The 15,961-nt window shown below is 46.6% G+C and carries 8 protein-coding genes and 1 pseudogene; 4 read left to right on the forward strand and 5 right to left on the reverse strand.

Annotated features, from left to right (window positions below):
• The 4 genes and pseudogenes from ACOJS8_RS15880 to ACOJS8_RS15895 all read right to left on the reverse strand — a co-directional run.
• Nucleotides 1-507, reverse strand: a pseudogene (locus tag ACOJS8_RS15880) (hypothetical protein); the annotation flags it as partial.
• Between the two features lie 136 nt (nt 508-643).
• Entirely contained in the window at nt 644-2,290 is a 1,647-nt protein-coding gene (locus ACOJS8_RS15885) for a SusD/RagB family nutrient-binding outer membrane lipoprotein (RefSeq protein WP_420149525.1), read from the reverse strand.
• Between the two features lie 105 nt (nt 2,291-2,395).
• Complete coding sequence (locus tag ACOJS8_RS15890) at nt 2,396-5,809, reverse strand: SusC/RagA family TonB-linked outer membrane protein (protein ID WP_420149526.1); 3,414 nt, start codon at nt 5,807-5,809, stop codon at nt 2,396-2,398.
• Nucleotides 5,810-5,885: 76 nt separating this feature from the next.
• On the reverse strand, nt 5,886-6,083 hold the full coding sequence (locus tag ACOJS8_RS15895) for a hypothetical protein (protein WP_420149527.1): 198 nt from the start codon (nt 6,081-6,083) through the stop codon (nt 5,886-5,888).
• Nucleotides 6,084-6,669: 586 nt separating this feature from the next.
• Here ACOJS8_RS15895 and ACOJS8_RS15900 point away from each other — a divergent pair.
• Complete coding sequence (locus ACOJS8_RS15900; protein WP_420149528.1) at nt 6,670-7,779, forward strand: galactokinase family protein; 1,110 nt, start codon at nt 6,670-6,672, stop codon at nt 7,777-7,779.
• Between the two features lie 98 nt (nt 7,780-7,877).
• Nucleotides 7,878-9,227: a Gfo/Idh/MocA family protein gene (locus tag ACOJS8_RS15905; protein WP_420149529.1), complete on the forward strand. Its 1,350-nt coding sequence runs from the start codon at nt 7,878-7,880 to the stop codon at nt 9,225-9,227.
• A 94-nt stretch (nt 9,228-9,321) separates the two neighbouring features.
• Here the strand turns inward: ACOJS8_RS15905 and ACOJS8_RS15910 are convergent, their stop codons facing one another.
• The gene (locus tag ACOJS8_RS15910) at nt 9,322-10,188 is read right to left on the reverse strand and encodes a Nif3-like dinuclear metal center hexameric protein (RefSeq protein WP_420149530.1); all 867 of its coding nucleotides are present in this window, start codon (nt 10,186-10,188) and stop codon (nt 9,322-9,324) included.
• A gap of 229 nt (nt 10,189-10,417) precedes the next feature.
• Here ACOJS8_RS15910 and ACOJS8_RS15915 point away from each other — a divergent pair, with 229 nt between their 5' ends.
• The gene (locus ACOJS8_RS15915; protein WP_420149531.1) at nt 10,418-11,254 is read left to right on the forward strand and encodes an SdiA-regulated domain-containing protein; all 837 of its coding nucleotides are present in this window, start codon (nt 10,418-10,420) and stop codon (nt 11,252-11,254) included.
• A gap of 859 nt (nt 11,255-12,113) precedes the next feature.
• Nucleotides 12,114-15,869, forward strand: coding sequence for a PA14 domain-containing protein (locus ACOJS8_RS15920; RefSeq protein ID WP_420149532.1), 3,756 nt, complete (start codon nt 12,114-12,116; stop codon nt 15,867-15,869).
• Nucleotides 15,870-15,961 lie beyond the last annotated feature (92 nt).

Genomic DNA, 15,961 nt, shown 5'->3' on the forward strand with positions numbered 1-15,961 from the left:
GTAGTAATTATAGGCGATCTGGCCTTTGGCGGCACCAACGGCGATTTTTAACGTAGCAGGTTCCAGTTTTTTCACCGCTTCATTGACCGCGTCGGCAATAGCGTTTACGCACCTGTCCAAATACACCAGATCGGCAAACGCTTCACCGTTTTCATTCGGAAAACCGTAGGCGTCCGGTCCGCTATGCGTATGTGTAGCGCCGATCAGAATGTTTTGCGGTGGAATACTTTTAATCAACGCCCTCGACTTATTTCCGAGCACTGACGGCCAGCCCAGATTATCGACGCTGACAATGGCCACCCGCGTGTTTCCTTTCTCAAAAACGCAAGCCCTGACGTACAGATCCCCTTTCTTTTCAGTTGCTTTTTTGGGCGTACCAATCCCGCCAGAAACCGACAATAACGGATCGGGCGTAATAACGCGAACGGCTGCACCGGCTTTGAATGGCTGGCCTGAAGCCGGAATGATCGACCATAAAAAAACGAGCAGAGCAAGGAGATTTCTCATACAATACCGTACAAAAGCTAGAATTCGAAGTGTTTTGTCATTCCGACGACAGGAGGAATCTCAAGCTTCCCTACTGGAGAGTTGAGATTCCTCCTGTCGTCGGAATGACAAAAAATAGCCTTGGCTGGTAAATTATCTACCAGGGTTTCCCCGTTCCCTGAACCAGCCATTGTTTCGACCAGGCACTGTTTTTGCCGTCGGCTTGTGAATTAGCTGTCGTTTCCAGTTTCTCGATGGCAGTCCCCGAATTGGTTTTGTTCAGATTCAATTCGTCGCGCATGTAATAGAATCGTAGGGGTAACGCTTTACGTTTGGCAACAGGGCCCGCTTGTAGCGCAGGTAATCCCGTCCGACGATAATCGAACCACGCTTCGGTGGCGCTGGTCCAGCTGGCAATCCATTTCTGGCCCATCAACTGCGCCAGCGTACCATCGTACGCAACGCCTTTCTGCGCGATGAACGTAGCATAACTACTGGCTAATCCCCAGGCGGTTAACGACGCTTTTACGCCCGCTTCGTAGCGGGTTTTGGCGTCACCGGCAGCCCAGCCTTTCTGAGCCGCTTCGGCCAGAATAAAGTTGACTTCAGCTGCCGATACCAGACGAGATTTGAGTAACGGCCCTTTCGCCTGCGTATAAATTTCGTTCAGGTATGATACGTGCGGGTTTACCGATGTCTGACCGGGCGTTGGATTAAAATTGTAAGCCGAAGGCAACTGCGATATGCTCGGCGGCAAGCCAACGTAGTTTGGATCAGTATCGATAGGCGTAGTGCCCACTTTATCGGGCGAAAGGTATCGAACACCACTCACAATTTTATCGGTTCCCGCAGGCAACGTAGCATCTACTTTCAATGGAATCTCTACTTTTTTGGCCCAGATTGCCAGCCGTGGGTCGTTCGTGGCCTGCATCGGCTTTACCAACGTAGTACTCATTTTAATCCGACGATAATTGCTCCCACTAATGTCGAAAACGGTATTCGATGGCCAGGCATCGCCCGAGTTGTTGCCTACATACGCCATTGTCGCATCGAGAGCCGCATCGTCGATGATGGGATACTGCGTCGGATTGGCAACGATTTTCTCAATACCGGCCTTCGCAATGGCGGGCTGTTTGGCTGAAATCCGCATCAGATACCGGAGTTGCAGCGAATTGGCCAACCGGCGCCATTTGGTAGGGTCGCCCGCGTAGTATAAATCAGCCGCATCGACAATATTGGTCCCATAAGCCGCTTTGGGCTTCGAGAGTAACGTAGCGGCTTTTTCCAGATCGGCCAGAATACCAGCGTAAATCACTTCCTGACTGTCGTATTTAGGAGCAATGTCATCAACACTACCTTTTTCACCCTGAAGCGCGCTGCTGTAGGGTGCGTCGCCCCATAGGTCGGTAATCAACCCAAACAGCATCGACTTCATGACCAGCGCTACGCCCTGTTGAAACTCCATATTCAGGGCAACCGCACGCTGATAAACCAGGTCGTTGTTCCGTAGCTGATTGTAATAATCCGTCCAGCTTTGGTCTCCACCCCAGTCGTAGTCGTTGTGGCCGCTGAACCAGGCATCTTTCTGCGTATGCTGCACTACGCCCGCTATGTCCTGAAAGCCCAGGTTGGTATATAATTTGGCCGTTTCAGACAATACAGTGGGCATAACCAGGTTCGGATTTACCGTTTCGGGCTGCACACCATTGGGATTCACGTTCAGATTGGTCAGATCTTTGCAGGAAAACAGACAAGACAGGAACAAACCCAGAACGACTGTATTCTTTTTGAATAGAATTTTCATGGCTGAATATTTTTTGTATTGACAGAGAGCGGAGGGGTAAGGGCAGGGGGTAATTCATGTGCGACTTTTACCCTATGCTCAACGCCCTATGCCCTTTGCTTTATTTTAAAACGTGAGACCCAATTTGAAACCAACTGGAATAACCCAGGGCGTTACGTTATATCGCTCGATGCCCTGCTTAAACTGCGTACCAGCCTGAGCGCCTGCCTGTGGCTGAAAAGCCATTTCAGGATCGACGTTGATTTTGGCAGCCGTCCACAGAATGATGTTGCGGCTATACACCGAAACCGTAGCGTTCTGTAAACCAATCGATTTTACGAAACGGGCGGGCAAATCGTACCCCAGCGACACCTCACGCAGTTTTACGAAATCAGCGTCGAACGTAGCAGCACGGGTAAAATCCCAGGGATAATTGTCGCCGTACGGAATAATTTTTGTGTCGGCTCCACCCAGATTTTCGGTGTAGCCCGTAATGTTGCCTTTGTCGTCATATTGCGCAATGACGCCTGGATTGAACACGCCATACGGATAGGTTTTTCCACCAAACTCAAACGGATAACCACCGTACTCAGCCGTCGGACCGCCCACAATCGGGAAATAGTTGCCGTGAATTTTAATGTACTCATCCGCATTGTCGACCAGCCAGTTCCTCAACGCATCGCCACTCCGTCCACCCGGATTGATCAGGTTATCCAGAAACCGCTGTGACCGCAAATCAGATTCAGCGTATCGATACGTCTGCGAAACAAACTGCCCACCCGAACGCCAGTCGAGCGAGAAATTCAGCGTAAATCCTTTATACGAAAGGGTACTTTGCGCGCCCAGGTTGAAATCCGGGTTGAAGTTGCCGATTTTATTCTTTACCGTACTGGCGCTACGTGCCTGCCACGAGCCGTCGTTGTTCAGAATCGGGTAGCCGTAGTAAGGCGAATTCTGGTCGGTAACGGTTATGATTTCGGCATCGTAAATGTCGCCAACTTTATCACCAACGTACGTCCAGGCACCGCCTTTCGCATCGGTCCAGAGTGTATAGAACGGAATGCCGGGGGCCAGCTCTTTAATCCGTGTTACGTTGCGGGTGAAATTGGTTGTCAGATCCCAGCGCAGCCCGCCTTTATCGAAGAGCGTACCGCCCAGCGAGAGTTCAACACCCCGGCTTTCGAGCAGCCCCGCGTTGATATTTTTGGTTGTAAAGCCCGACGATGAAGCAATTTGCGACGGTAGAATCTGGTTGCGGTTTTCCGATACGTAGTACGTTCCCGAAAACCGGAGCCGGTTGCGGAACATGGTCAGATCGGTTCCGAACTCGTACGACGTAGCGATTTCTGGTTTCAGATCAGGCAGTAAAATGCTTCCCGATTTTGCCAGGCGCGTTACGCCATTCCAGGCCCCGGCATCGCCCAGCGTTGGGTAAAGACTGTACGGATTGGCGTCGTTACCTACCTGCGCTACGCCCGCCCGAAGTTTGAACATGTCGAACGTAGTGGGCATGTGGAACATTTCGTTCAGCAACAGGCTCAACGACGCCGACGGGTAGAAATATGAGCGATTGTTGACAGGTAACGTACTGGACCAGTCGTTGCGAGCCGTCAGGTCCAGATAGATCATGTCTTTGAAACCCAGATTGGCCGTTCCGTACACGCTGTAAATTCCCTTCTTATACAGGTAATTGTTGTAAACAAGGTTGTTTGGCGCAATATTCTGGATTGTGTACAGTCCCGGAATAATCAGTCCGGCTCCGTTGCGGCTGCTTGTGCTGACGTCAGACGATTGCGAATACCGGTCGTTGCCCCCCGCCGACACCACCAGACTCAGCGCATTGAATCGTTTGGTATACGTAGCGAGGAAGTCGATGTTACGTTCGTAGCGTTTCAGGTTAATCAGCCCGTAAGAGCCGTTGGGTTCGCCCGTGTAGCTTTTGGCAATTTTGGTTTCCCGCTGTTCCTGATACGTATCGAGCGAGTAGCGGCCCATCAGTTTGATGTCGGGTGTGAGTTGCCACTCGGCTTTCAGATTGCCAAACACCCGGTCGCGCACGAAGCTGTTATTTACTTCATAAGCCAGGAACCAGGGGTTATTATAGTTGCCCCGGCTCTGCGAGAGTTGCTGAATGCCTTCCTGTCCTGGTACCCAGTAATTGCGTAGGTCGTTGATGTCGATATGAGAGCCAACGGCATACGCCCACTGCATGGGGTTAGTGCCGCGTTCGCCAGCAGGGCGATTGTTGGAGTTGCTCCGGCTAAAATCCAGATTGGTGCTCAAATTCAGTTTGTTACTGACACGTACCATCGTATTCAGCCCCAGCGTGTTTTTGAACAGATCCGAATTCGGGACAATGCCCCGGCTGCTCATGTTCGAATACGAAAGCCGATACGTTACTTTCTCCGAATTGTTCGAAATGGAAACGCCATTGGTACTCGTAACGCCCGTGCGAAAGAAATTCGCTACGTTGTTGGGATGCGAAACCAGTGGCAGCGGTACTTTATTGCCGTTGGCATCGGTTGGGCTGTTCCACTGAATAGCGTTGTAGCCTCTATCCAGTTCAGGACCAATACCGCCCGCCGAGCCTTCGTCGATTTGTAGAATGCCGCCGGGATACGGGTTGGCATCGGGCGTAAAGGGCAGGACACCCGTTGCAAAGTTTTTCGTCATCTTCAGGTATTTGAACGGCTGATCGAAGACGGTATTCGACGTAATGGAAACCGTCATTTTCTGCGCTCTGGAGCCACTTTTAGTTGTAATCAGCACTACGCCGTTGCCCGCCCGCGAACCATATAGAGCAGCCGCGCTGGGGCCTTTCAGAATCGATACATTCTCTACGTCTTCGGGGTTAATGTCTGAGATGGCGTTTCCGTAATCGACGCGGTTGTCGTTACCAATCTGGCTAACGTTGTTAAGCGTGTTATTGACCGGAACGCCATCCACCACAAACAGCGGCTGATTATCTGTATTGAGCGATTTCGCACCCCGGATAATCATGCTTACCGACGAACCCGTTGGGCCGGTTGAGCTAATCTGAACGCCCGGTACCCGACCAGCCAGCGAATTGAGTACGTTCTCCTGCGCTACGCGGCTCAGGTCTTTGCCCTGCACTTCGCCAACGGCATACCCCAGCGAACGCGCTTCGCGTTTGATGCCCAGCGCCGTAACAACCACTTCGCCCAGCACTTCGTTGTTTTCCATCAGCGCAACGTTGATCACCGTCTGATTCCCAACCGAAATCTCCTGGGTTTTATGCCCAATAAACGAGAAGACCAGTACGGCATCGTTGGCATTGACCGTAATCGAATAGGCGCCCCGGCGGTCGGTGATGGTCCCGTTTTGTGTGCCTTTTATCAGTACGTTGGCCCCTGCAATGGGTTGACCGTTAGTCGCCAGTGTAACCGTACCGGTAATCGTTTTCGCAGGCTTCCCATTTGTAGGACCCTTGGCCAATGTGTGCACAGCGCATAGCCCCACCAGCAAGGTGACCGCCAGCGTATGCTTCAGCATCCAGTAATAGGTAGATATAGTATTCATGCGTGGCTAATTGTGAGATTTTTGATTTATGGATGAGAGGGGGATTTACTTTTGCGTAATTCGATACGTCTGGAAATTATGTGCCGTTTTGGGCTGATTCGGGTAGATTTTCCTGCTGACCCAGAAGGGTCTTGAAATGCGTTTCCAAAGCCTCTGAATAAGCCTGCATCGCTTCTTCATTATGCAGGCCCGCCAAAAACTCGTCAAGCTCTGATCGAGATAGTTTATTGCTGATCAACTGATCGATTAGGTAGTTGCTGCGATGCTTTGCCATCACACTACGTCGTTTGGGCAGTTCGCCTATAGTACGTGCAATGGAGCTTAAAGGACTATGTTGTCGTTCGTAATTATTTCGCGGTTAAACTAAATTTCGACGTTTTCGGAAATCCGTGCTGACGCACCCCAACGATTCATTACGTGGTTTCTACGCTTTAGTCTGCATTTTATACCATTGGTGCATTTTCGTTTTTTAAACAACAGATAGATAAGCCAATTTTGGCTCATCGAACGCAGAATAACCACAGCTTGCAGAGCGAATGGGAGAGAAAATAGAGCTGTGACTAATTCAGATTGAAAGCAGTAAATAGCTGGACATAATAGGTTTAAGAAGTAAGGGTTAGGTTACAGAGCCTGGATACGTATCCAGGCTTTTGTTTTTTCACCGAAGCATAGTAGAGAATCGTGCGGAAGTACTCAAAATGTGCAAACGTTTGCATTGCCCTGCTCAAACGTTTGCGCATCAATTGAGCATAATTTAGCGATCCCGTAGGCTGAACTGTGTTTTGAATACGGGCGAATATCCTTAATATTTGTTCTACGTACAGCTGTCTTAACCAAACGATACGTATCAATCCAGCAAAATGGCTGACCAATTACTTGTTTCTACCCCTGGCCGAATCTGTTTGTTCGGTGAACATCAGGATTACCTGGGTCTGCCCGTTATTGCAGCCGCCATCTCAAAGCGAATTCAGATTGCCGGGCATCGTCGGACCGATAATCAGGTAGTAATTCATATGCCTGATATTGGCGCTACAGAAACATTTGAGCTAACGCCAACACTTTTGTACGGGCGAACCCGCGATTACTTTAAAAGTGCAATTACTATTCTGCGTCGGGACGAAAACGCTCAGTTCAGCACAGGCTTCGACGTAAATATTCATGGTAATATTCCCATCAACGCGGGCGCATCGAGTTCATCGGCATTGATTGTTACGTGGATTCATTTTCTGCTGCAGATGGCTGATACGCCGTTGATGCGAAGCCAGGAAGACATTGCGCGGCTGGCACACCGGGCCGAAGTTCTGGAGTTTGGTGAGCCGGGTGGTATGATGGATCATTATTCAACAGCAGTAGGAAATGTGATTTATCTGGAGTCTGAACCCGTCATTCGTCTAGAGCGATTGACACCACAGCTTGGCTCGTTTGTACTGGGCGATTCGGGCCAGCCTAAGGATACGCTGGGAATTCTTAAACACGTCAAATTCGGCATGCTTGATGCCGTCGCTAAAGTAAAAACTTACGACCCGACGTTTGATTTGCACACCACGCCACTAGAGCAGGCAAATGAGTATCGCACTCAATTATCGTCCGACGAACTCAATCTGTTACGTAGCAATCTTTCCGATCGAGATATTCTCCGGGAAGCCAAAAGACTATTTACATCGGGCGCTGTTGATGATCAATTATTGGGCGATTTGTTAAATCGTCATCAGGACAACCTGCGCGATGCCAAGCGGATTTCGACGCTTAAAATTGACAGGATGCTGGACGCTGCGATGACTGCCGGTGCATTGGGTGGAAAAATCAATGGATCGGGTGGGGGAGGCTGTATGTTCGCTTATGCTCCTAACAACCCGGAAGCTGTTGTGGAAGCCATCGAAAAGCAGGGTGCCAAAGCGTACCTGATCGCTATTGCTGACGGCACGAAAGCAACTCGGTTGGAATCCGTTGATAGTGGACTAATTCAATGATTTATTTATAGCTTGAGATAAATTTTTATAAGGTCGGGAAATTGATTGATCGTACACATTTTACGGACAGAACTTTCTCGAATTAATCAATCAGACACATGAATTCTCTCCTAGACCGCCGGAATTTTCTTAAAAGCAGTGCTGTCGCCTTAACCGCGTCGGCCTTACTGCCCGAGTATAGCTTTGGCCAGCAAGCTAAAAAAGCGCGTATGGCTTTTATCGGGGTAGGGCTACGTGGGCGTGAACACGTCAAAAATACGTTGCTTTTCCCTGAAGCAGAGATTGTTGCCATCTGCGATATAGACCCGAAAGCTATTGAAGCTACTCAGGCGCTGATTAAAAAAGCGGGTCGGAAAGAAGCCGTTGTGTACGGCAAAAATGAGCGCGATTACGAAAACATGGTCAAACGCGACGACATCGACGGTATCGTAATTGCTACGCCTTGGGAATGGCACGTACCGATGGCGGTAGCGAGTATGAAAGCAGGCAAATATGCGGGAGTTGAAGTATCGGCTACTGTTACGTTGCAGGAATCGTGGGATCTGGTCAATACGTTCGAACAAACCGGATCGCATTGCATGATTCTGGAAAATGTTTGCTATCGGCGCGACGTAATGGCCGTATTGAATATGGTTCGTCAGGGTTTATTTGGCGAATTGACGCACCTTGAATGCGGTTACGAGCACGATCTGCGTAATATTAAATTCAATAATGGGCAAGGGCGTGGTACGGGTGTTGAATTTGGTGAAAAGGCCTTCAGTGAAGCCCGGTGGCGTACGCAGCACTCCATCAATCGAAACGGAGATCTGTACCCTACGCACGGATTAGGCCCGGTTGCGGAAATGATCAACATTAACCGGGGTAATCAGTTCCTGTACCTGACCTCAATGGCGTCGAAAGGCATTGGGCTTCATAAATATATTGTCGATAACGGCGGACCCAATCACCCAAACGCGAAGGTGAATTTCAAACTGGGCGACGTTGTACAGACCATGATCAAGTGCGCCAATGGCGAAACAATTCTGATCACGCACGATACCAACTTGCCAAGACCGTATTCGCTGGGGTTCCGGGTGCAGGGGGCCAATGGCTTATGGATGGACGATGGCAACCAGATTTATATCGAAAAACAAAGTCCTAAACCGCACACCTGGGAATCCGACGAGGAGTACATGAAAAAGTACGACCACGTTTTCTGGCAACAGTCGGGCAAAGATGCCGAAGGAGCCGGGCATGGAGGAATGGATTACTTTGTCATTCGCGACTTTATCCGCTCGGTACAGAACCGGACAGCGCCACCGATCGATGTTTACGATGCTGCGGCCTGGTCGGCCATCAGTCCCTTGTCAGAACAGTCTGTTGCCAAAAAGTCGGCGTCGGTTGAAATACCGGATTTTACAAAAGGTAAGTGGAAAACGCGTAAGCCTGTATTCGCGCTGCAAGCCTAACGTAGCATTGCCCCGTAGTTGCCCGAATTACTCGTTTATTAACCAACTAATTGTACCAGCGGTGCTACGTTCCTGAACGTAGTACCGCTGGTATTTATACATACGTAAAGGGGTTGCCGGATGGAATGTAAGAGACTTTAATGCCAGCTACTTTAGGTTGTAGCCACGACACTAGCCACTCCATACCAGCGGCTTCGCTCATGATATGTCCCAGAACCACCAGCGATAGTTTTTGACCTTGTTGACGTGCATCCCGAACGTATTCCGGAGTCTCCCACTCACTGGCTTCGCCACACAAAATCACGTCGGGCTTTGTTTTTTCAATAGCCGTGATATGGCTCTTTCCGCCCGATGCGCCAACCATCAGCAACACCCGTTTGCATGTTTGCGACGTATCGCCAACAACACGTACCTGTTTAATTCCTAGTTTGTCTTTGGCGTGCGTAATAAGCTGGCTGAGTGGAACAGGCGCCGGGAGTGTAAGTAGTCGTGGGTTATCCGCTTCGGCATAGTTCGACCAGTTTAGTGCCTGAAGTATGCCAGCATAGATGCCATCGGGTCGATGCGAATGCCAGTAGTCATGAAAGCGCCAGACCGCAATCCCATGCTTCGTTAATAACTCATGTTTCCGTTGAAAAACCGGATCGTTTTTCAGCCAGTCCGTTTCGTCGGCGTGATTATAAAACGTTGGTTCATGAACGATAATAAAATTGGCACCAGCGGCAGCCGCTTTTTCGATGACTTCCGTTGTGGCGAACATCGAAGAAACAATGCCCGTTACGTTCTGCGACGGACTACCTGATTTCAACGTATCGACCGTCTTGGGGAAAGGCGCACCCGGTCTGGTTTTCAGAATGAGATCCATCACCTGCTGCACCGTAAACGTTTGCTGATTAGGGAAGAACTGTTCTGCCTGGCTAATCTGGGGCAATAGCACCGACATTCCGGCAGTTTTGGCCATGGTAGTTACAAATTCGCGTCTGCTGGTATTTTTATTCATGGTGAATGTTCGCTTGTCGCGCTAAGTAGTAGAATATAGTAAGTCTTAGAGAAATAAGTGGAGCTATATGCAATTTAGTTATTGTTTCCACCAATCTTCTTTAACTCGCTCTGATAAGATCGTATTAAACTAATCTACAAAGCGAACGCCTGGCTGAAACAGTTACCTTTACCGCAAATAATCTGTCGTTATGAATTATTTTCTGTTGGCAATTCTGTTACTCTTAACTGGTTGCGGTACGTCTTCCAAATCAGATAGGCAACCGGAAGCTGGTACCCTCGAAGCACCATTCAAACTTCCTTACCAGCTAAGCAATCCTGATGAAAACTACAAGTTACCTAAGGAGCTGAAAGAGGTATCCGGATTGACCTATTACAAGGACGGTAAACTTCTTTGTGTTCAGGATGAGGAGGCTGTAGCCTACGTATTCGACATAAAGAAAAAGGAGGTTACCGAGAATTTTGGCTTCGGTGGTTACGGTGATTTTGAGGGAATCGAATACGTAAACGGAGAGATTTATGCCATAGAAAGCAATGGTAATCTGTTCCGGTTTGAGCCTGGGTCTAAACGTATTGGCCGTACCCAAACAGATTTGCCCAAGAAAACAGAAATAGAAGGGCTAGGATACGACCCAAAAACAAAGCGCCTGTTGATTGCTGTTAAAAAAGGGAAAGGGTCGAGTGATAAAGCTGTTTATTCATTTGACCTGCTTAACAAGGCCGTTTTTAAGGATATGAGCTTGAATGATGAGCAACTCGAAAGCGCCGGGGTTGACCCAAAAACATACGAGCCGTCGGCTATAGCGGTTCATCCCCTAACGGGAGAATGGTACATATTGACATCGGTCGGAAAACGCCTGCTGATCACCAGTCGAAAGGCAAAAGTAATTTACTCTGAGCCTCTTGATTCAAAGCTTTTTATCCAGCCAGAGGGTATTTGTTTTGCACCTAACGGTGATTTGTTTATTGCCAGTGAAGGTGGTGACAAGAAGAAAGGATACATCTTAAAGTTTGACTACAAGAACTAGATAAGCAGGTATTATTTTGCTACGTAGATCGATACGTAGTTAACTCATGTTCAGTACTTTATATTAATATTTATTTAATAATGTAAATAATTAATTAATAGTATTTTATTGGTTTAATTTTTCACTTTTTTGATATAAAACATATCGCAATCGTTTTATTCATTATCTTGTAGTGCTTATCTAAATTCTATTCTTATTCCATTGACAATTCCGTATTGCCTGTAATTTAATCCTTCCAACGACTGTATTGCTGGTCTGAAATATTATTCTTCTGGCCTAAACTCAACGTTCGGCAGAGTTTGCTATTGCTCAAGCATCCCTGTTGCCCTCTTAAAGATTTCGTTTTCTAAGTCCAGCTTGGCATACGTTTACTTATAGGCTAAGCGTCAATTTACAAAGTCGCCTAACTTTCGAAACTTGCGTCCTATTAAGCCTGGCTGGTTGACTGAAAATTCAGTCCCGATAATGCCGTATCTATCAATGACTTATGTAATAATTTATTGATTTGATTTTTTATACCCTGATTGTACCGACCTAATAATTAATAAATTCTATTTGTTTCATTTTTTCCTTTGTTAATCTGTAAAGTTTCCAATTTATCCCCTATTTTGCCCCGGTTTACTGTTATGCTTTTAAAATTATTGTATATACTATATTTATTGTGATATTATATATACAACTAACCGAAATGAAGAGGTATAAGAACTATAAAATACAATATCATTATATATATAAATTCTTTCAAAATTAAATAAATCGTTTACTTTTTTTAGTTTTATTTAACAAGTATATACTTTTATGGTTGTATATTTGTCTCATAAATATAAAGTGTTGTAATATGATATACATTTATAAATTTATGATGAGTGTACAGAAGCAACTCCTATTTTTTGTTATCCTCACCGCGAAGATTTTTAGTGCGAGCATCGCTTTATCTCAGCAGATAGCTCCCCCAGCAGTTTCGTTTACTTTTAATCTGGCGAGTAGCGCTCGCACTAGCGCGGGTGTATTCGCGAAGGATGGCACGCTGATAAGAACATTATGGAGTGGAAAAACGTATCCTTCAGGTACGAATACAGAAACCTGGGATCGGCTAGACGATGAAGGTCGGCAGGTACTGGATGGCGATTATGATATTAAGGTATTATCCAATAATGTTTCTTACACGTGGGAGGGAACCATAGGAAATTCGTCTACGTATACTACCGGTGAAAAAAAGCACCGATGGACGGATCGTATCTTCGACATGCGGGTGATTGGCAATTATGCTTACTTCGTAACGGGATATGCAGAAGGGCAGCCCTCACAGCGAAAATTTAATTTAAATTCGCCTGGGGTCATGGAAGAGATCTGGACGAATCCAAATGACATAAAAGGATCAGGCTTAATGTCTCATGCATTATGCAACGATGGTAACAATATTTACTGGGGTGGATATGATACCGGTTCAAATACCAGTTGTGTATGGGCCACCTCAATTTCAACTGGTGAGGAAGTGGTTTTTTCTGCTGGCACTCCTTTTCCCTCCAGTCACGGAAGAAGATATGCAAGTGTAACTGACCCCGTACCTTATGACTTTGTCCTTGGAATAGCTGCCTCCAGCAAATACCTATTTGTTGCCAGGCCTGTCAGTAACAATATTCATGTCTTGAACAAGACGACAGGCGCGCTGGTAAAAACGCTTTCATACCTGACGCCAAAGAAATTGTTCGTCGATGGTAATGAGAATTTATGGATGATACAAGGTCCAAATGTTACCAAACACACTATAAATGCAGATGGAACATTGTCTAAACCCATCCTGACTCTTACAGGGCTATCCGACGCTCTGTCAATCCAGGTATCGCCCGACAATAGTACAGTGCTGGTTGGAGATGGCGGGACTAATCATGTTTATAAAGGCTTTTCTAATGCTACGGGAAAGCTGTTATGGACAGTAGGGAAACCAGGTGGATACTCTACTTCGCCAGATGTTACCTATGACAAGTTTATGTTCCGCACAGGCAAAAACTGGAAAGTAAGCGAAGGTCGGGACAATTTTGATAATACGTTTGGTTCCATTCTTCCGGATGGCTCAATGTGGTTGGGGGATATGGGCAACCAACGGTTGATTCATTATGCCGCAAACAGAACAACGGTAGTTGAAGAAGTTATGAATATGGGCTTTAATTATGAGGTTGCCGTTGACCGAAGCAATCCCAGCCGTGTATTCTGTAATTATCTTGAATTTGAAGTTGATTATAACAAGCCGCTCCAGAATGATAACGATTCATGGAAGCTGAAGCGAAATTGGGCCTGGAACGTCATTGGAACCAAAGATGATCAGTATTACCGAACACGAAATATAGTAACACTTAGTAACGGAAGAACGTACAATTTAATCCGTTATACGAACACTGCATATGAAGTTGTTGAATATACTACAACAGGTTTGCGGTATACTGGTCTTACTTTTTCACCAAACAACGAGAATTTCAGCTTATTCACCGACGGGAGTTTGTGGAGTATCACGAATGGTGGTGTGGGACAAACAGTTCAATATAAACGCAGGCCTTTGACCGGTTTTGATAGTAAGAACAACCCCGTTTTCGGACCGGCTGTCGTGGTAGAAAAGACTCCTACCATTACTACCGACGACCCTGTTGGGCACGCTATGAACGGCTGGAATTGCAACCAATATACTACAAGTAACATACTGGTTTCATTTGCTACTGAAGTTGGGAAAGAAACAGCAGGATACGTACGTGGGACAGGTTATCATCTTGGCGGCCTCAAAAATGGCAAGTGGTTATGGCGCACATCCAAGGCCACAACTAGAAATTATATGGGGGAATTCCCATCGGATGGTACGTATGATATTGGGAATACCGTCGTTTACGCCGGAAACCTTGTCACTACGTTAGAACGTAACATCTTCTGGGGATACAACGGTGAGTTCTGGAAACAAACACAAACTAATAAATACAATCATTATTATGATAATGGTCTTTTTGTTGGTCAGTTTGGTGTGGTAGGTACAGATACTTATGATGCTAAAGCATACCCTGGTTATGCTGGTAATTCGCTAGTGTGGAACATGGTTAAAGTTGGCAGCGATTATTATATGTATCATGCGGACGAAAGCCAGCATGGAGGAGTGCATCGTTGGAAAATCAGTAACCTCAATTCCATCCAGGAACAGGTTTATGCTATCAGCACAACCAACGTATCAAGCGTACGGGGATTAACGGCCGACTATTTTGATAGCTCAGATTTAAATAATACAAGCTTCAAGACGAAAAAAGTTGATCCGAACGTCGATTTTGATTGGAAAACAAACGCTCCTACAGGTACGGCGTTGTCTGCTCCCTCTAAATTTTCGGTGCGTTGGGAAGGATACGTTCAGCCTGCTTTTACGGAAAACTATACCTTCTACCTGGATACTTATGGCGGGGTCCGTCTGTGGGTTGACGAAAAAATGCTGATTAATAAATGGAACAATAACAAATTAAGCACATACAACAGTGCAATTAGTCTTCAGGCTGGAAAACGGTATGCCATTCGTTTAGAATACACAAAAGCAAACAATAACAGTGGTGTAGTCCTCTCCTGGTCAAGTGCCAGTCAGTCTAAACAGAAAATACCTAATTCAAATCTTTTCCCGGCAAATTCGCCGACCAGGTCAGGAAGCGTCGATTTAATGGAAGGTCTGAGCTACAACAGTACGCTCGAAAACGGTGTATATGGGTGGAGTAGATCTCCGGCCAGCGATTATTACAACGGTTACTCGGATTACTGGCAAGTCACTACTAACGTACAAACGCTTGATCAAACAAACCCTGATCTGTTTATTTCCTTCAAACCGGGTTCAGATAATCTAACATCGACTGTTTCCCGCGACTTAGGATCATTGGGTGAGCTGCAAGAATGGTCATTAACAGGAAAGATAATATGGCCTAAAGATGACATGGATCACGCTACGTCACCTGACAAAGGGTACATTGAAGTTCTGGATGAAAATGAGAATGTCATTGCCCGGCTTAAGAGGACTTTCGACCCTTATCCCACGGCCAGATTGTACGGGAACGACAAAGTGTTGATGCAGGCAAATAAAGACGACATGGGTAAGTCAACAACTACTTTGCAGCCTTTTTCTATCTCCGCGAAAAGCGGTAAAGTGACCTTCCAATATGGGGCGTTCTCGCCAGTTGCTACTAATACATTGAGCACATCAAGTAAATGGCAACAACCAAAGTCGCTGAGAATAGTATACTACAGCCAGTCGCGTAAGGAACACGTAGTAGGCCTGGCGGATATGAAATTTTTCTACAAAAGTGGTACAGGAAATGGTCGGGTTGCTGCCAATATTGCTGAAGAGCTAAACATAAATGTTGAAGTATATCCGAACCCGGCTCAGGAGGAAATCTGGGTTAACTACTATGCCCAAACTAATGAAAATGTGACCATGCAGCTTGTAAATAGCGCAGGCCAGTCGGTGCTGGTGAAGGACCACCAGGCTGTATCGGGTAAAAACACCTTCCGGGTACCTATTCGACATTTGAGTAATGGCTTCTACCAGATCAGTCTGATTCAGGACAACCGACGTATTACGCGGAAAGTAATTATTTCGCAGTAAGTGTAAATCCGTATCTTATTCAGTCAACGTTTGGGATTAAGCTTGTGGCTGCCCTTTGGAAAGCACAAACTTAATCTCAAACGTTGACTATT

Origin of the sequence: Spirosoma sp. (genome assembly GCF_048594605.1) — a bacterium.
In the GTDB taxonomy this organism is placed as follows: domain Bacteria; phylum Bacteroidota; class Bacteroidia; order Cytophagales; family Spirosomataceae; genus Spirosoma.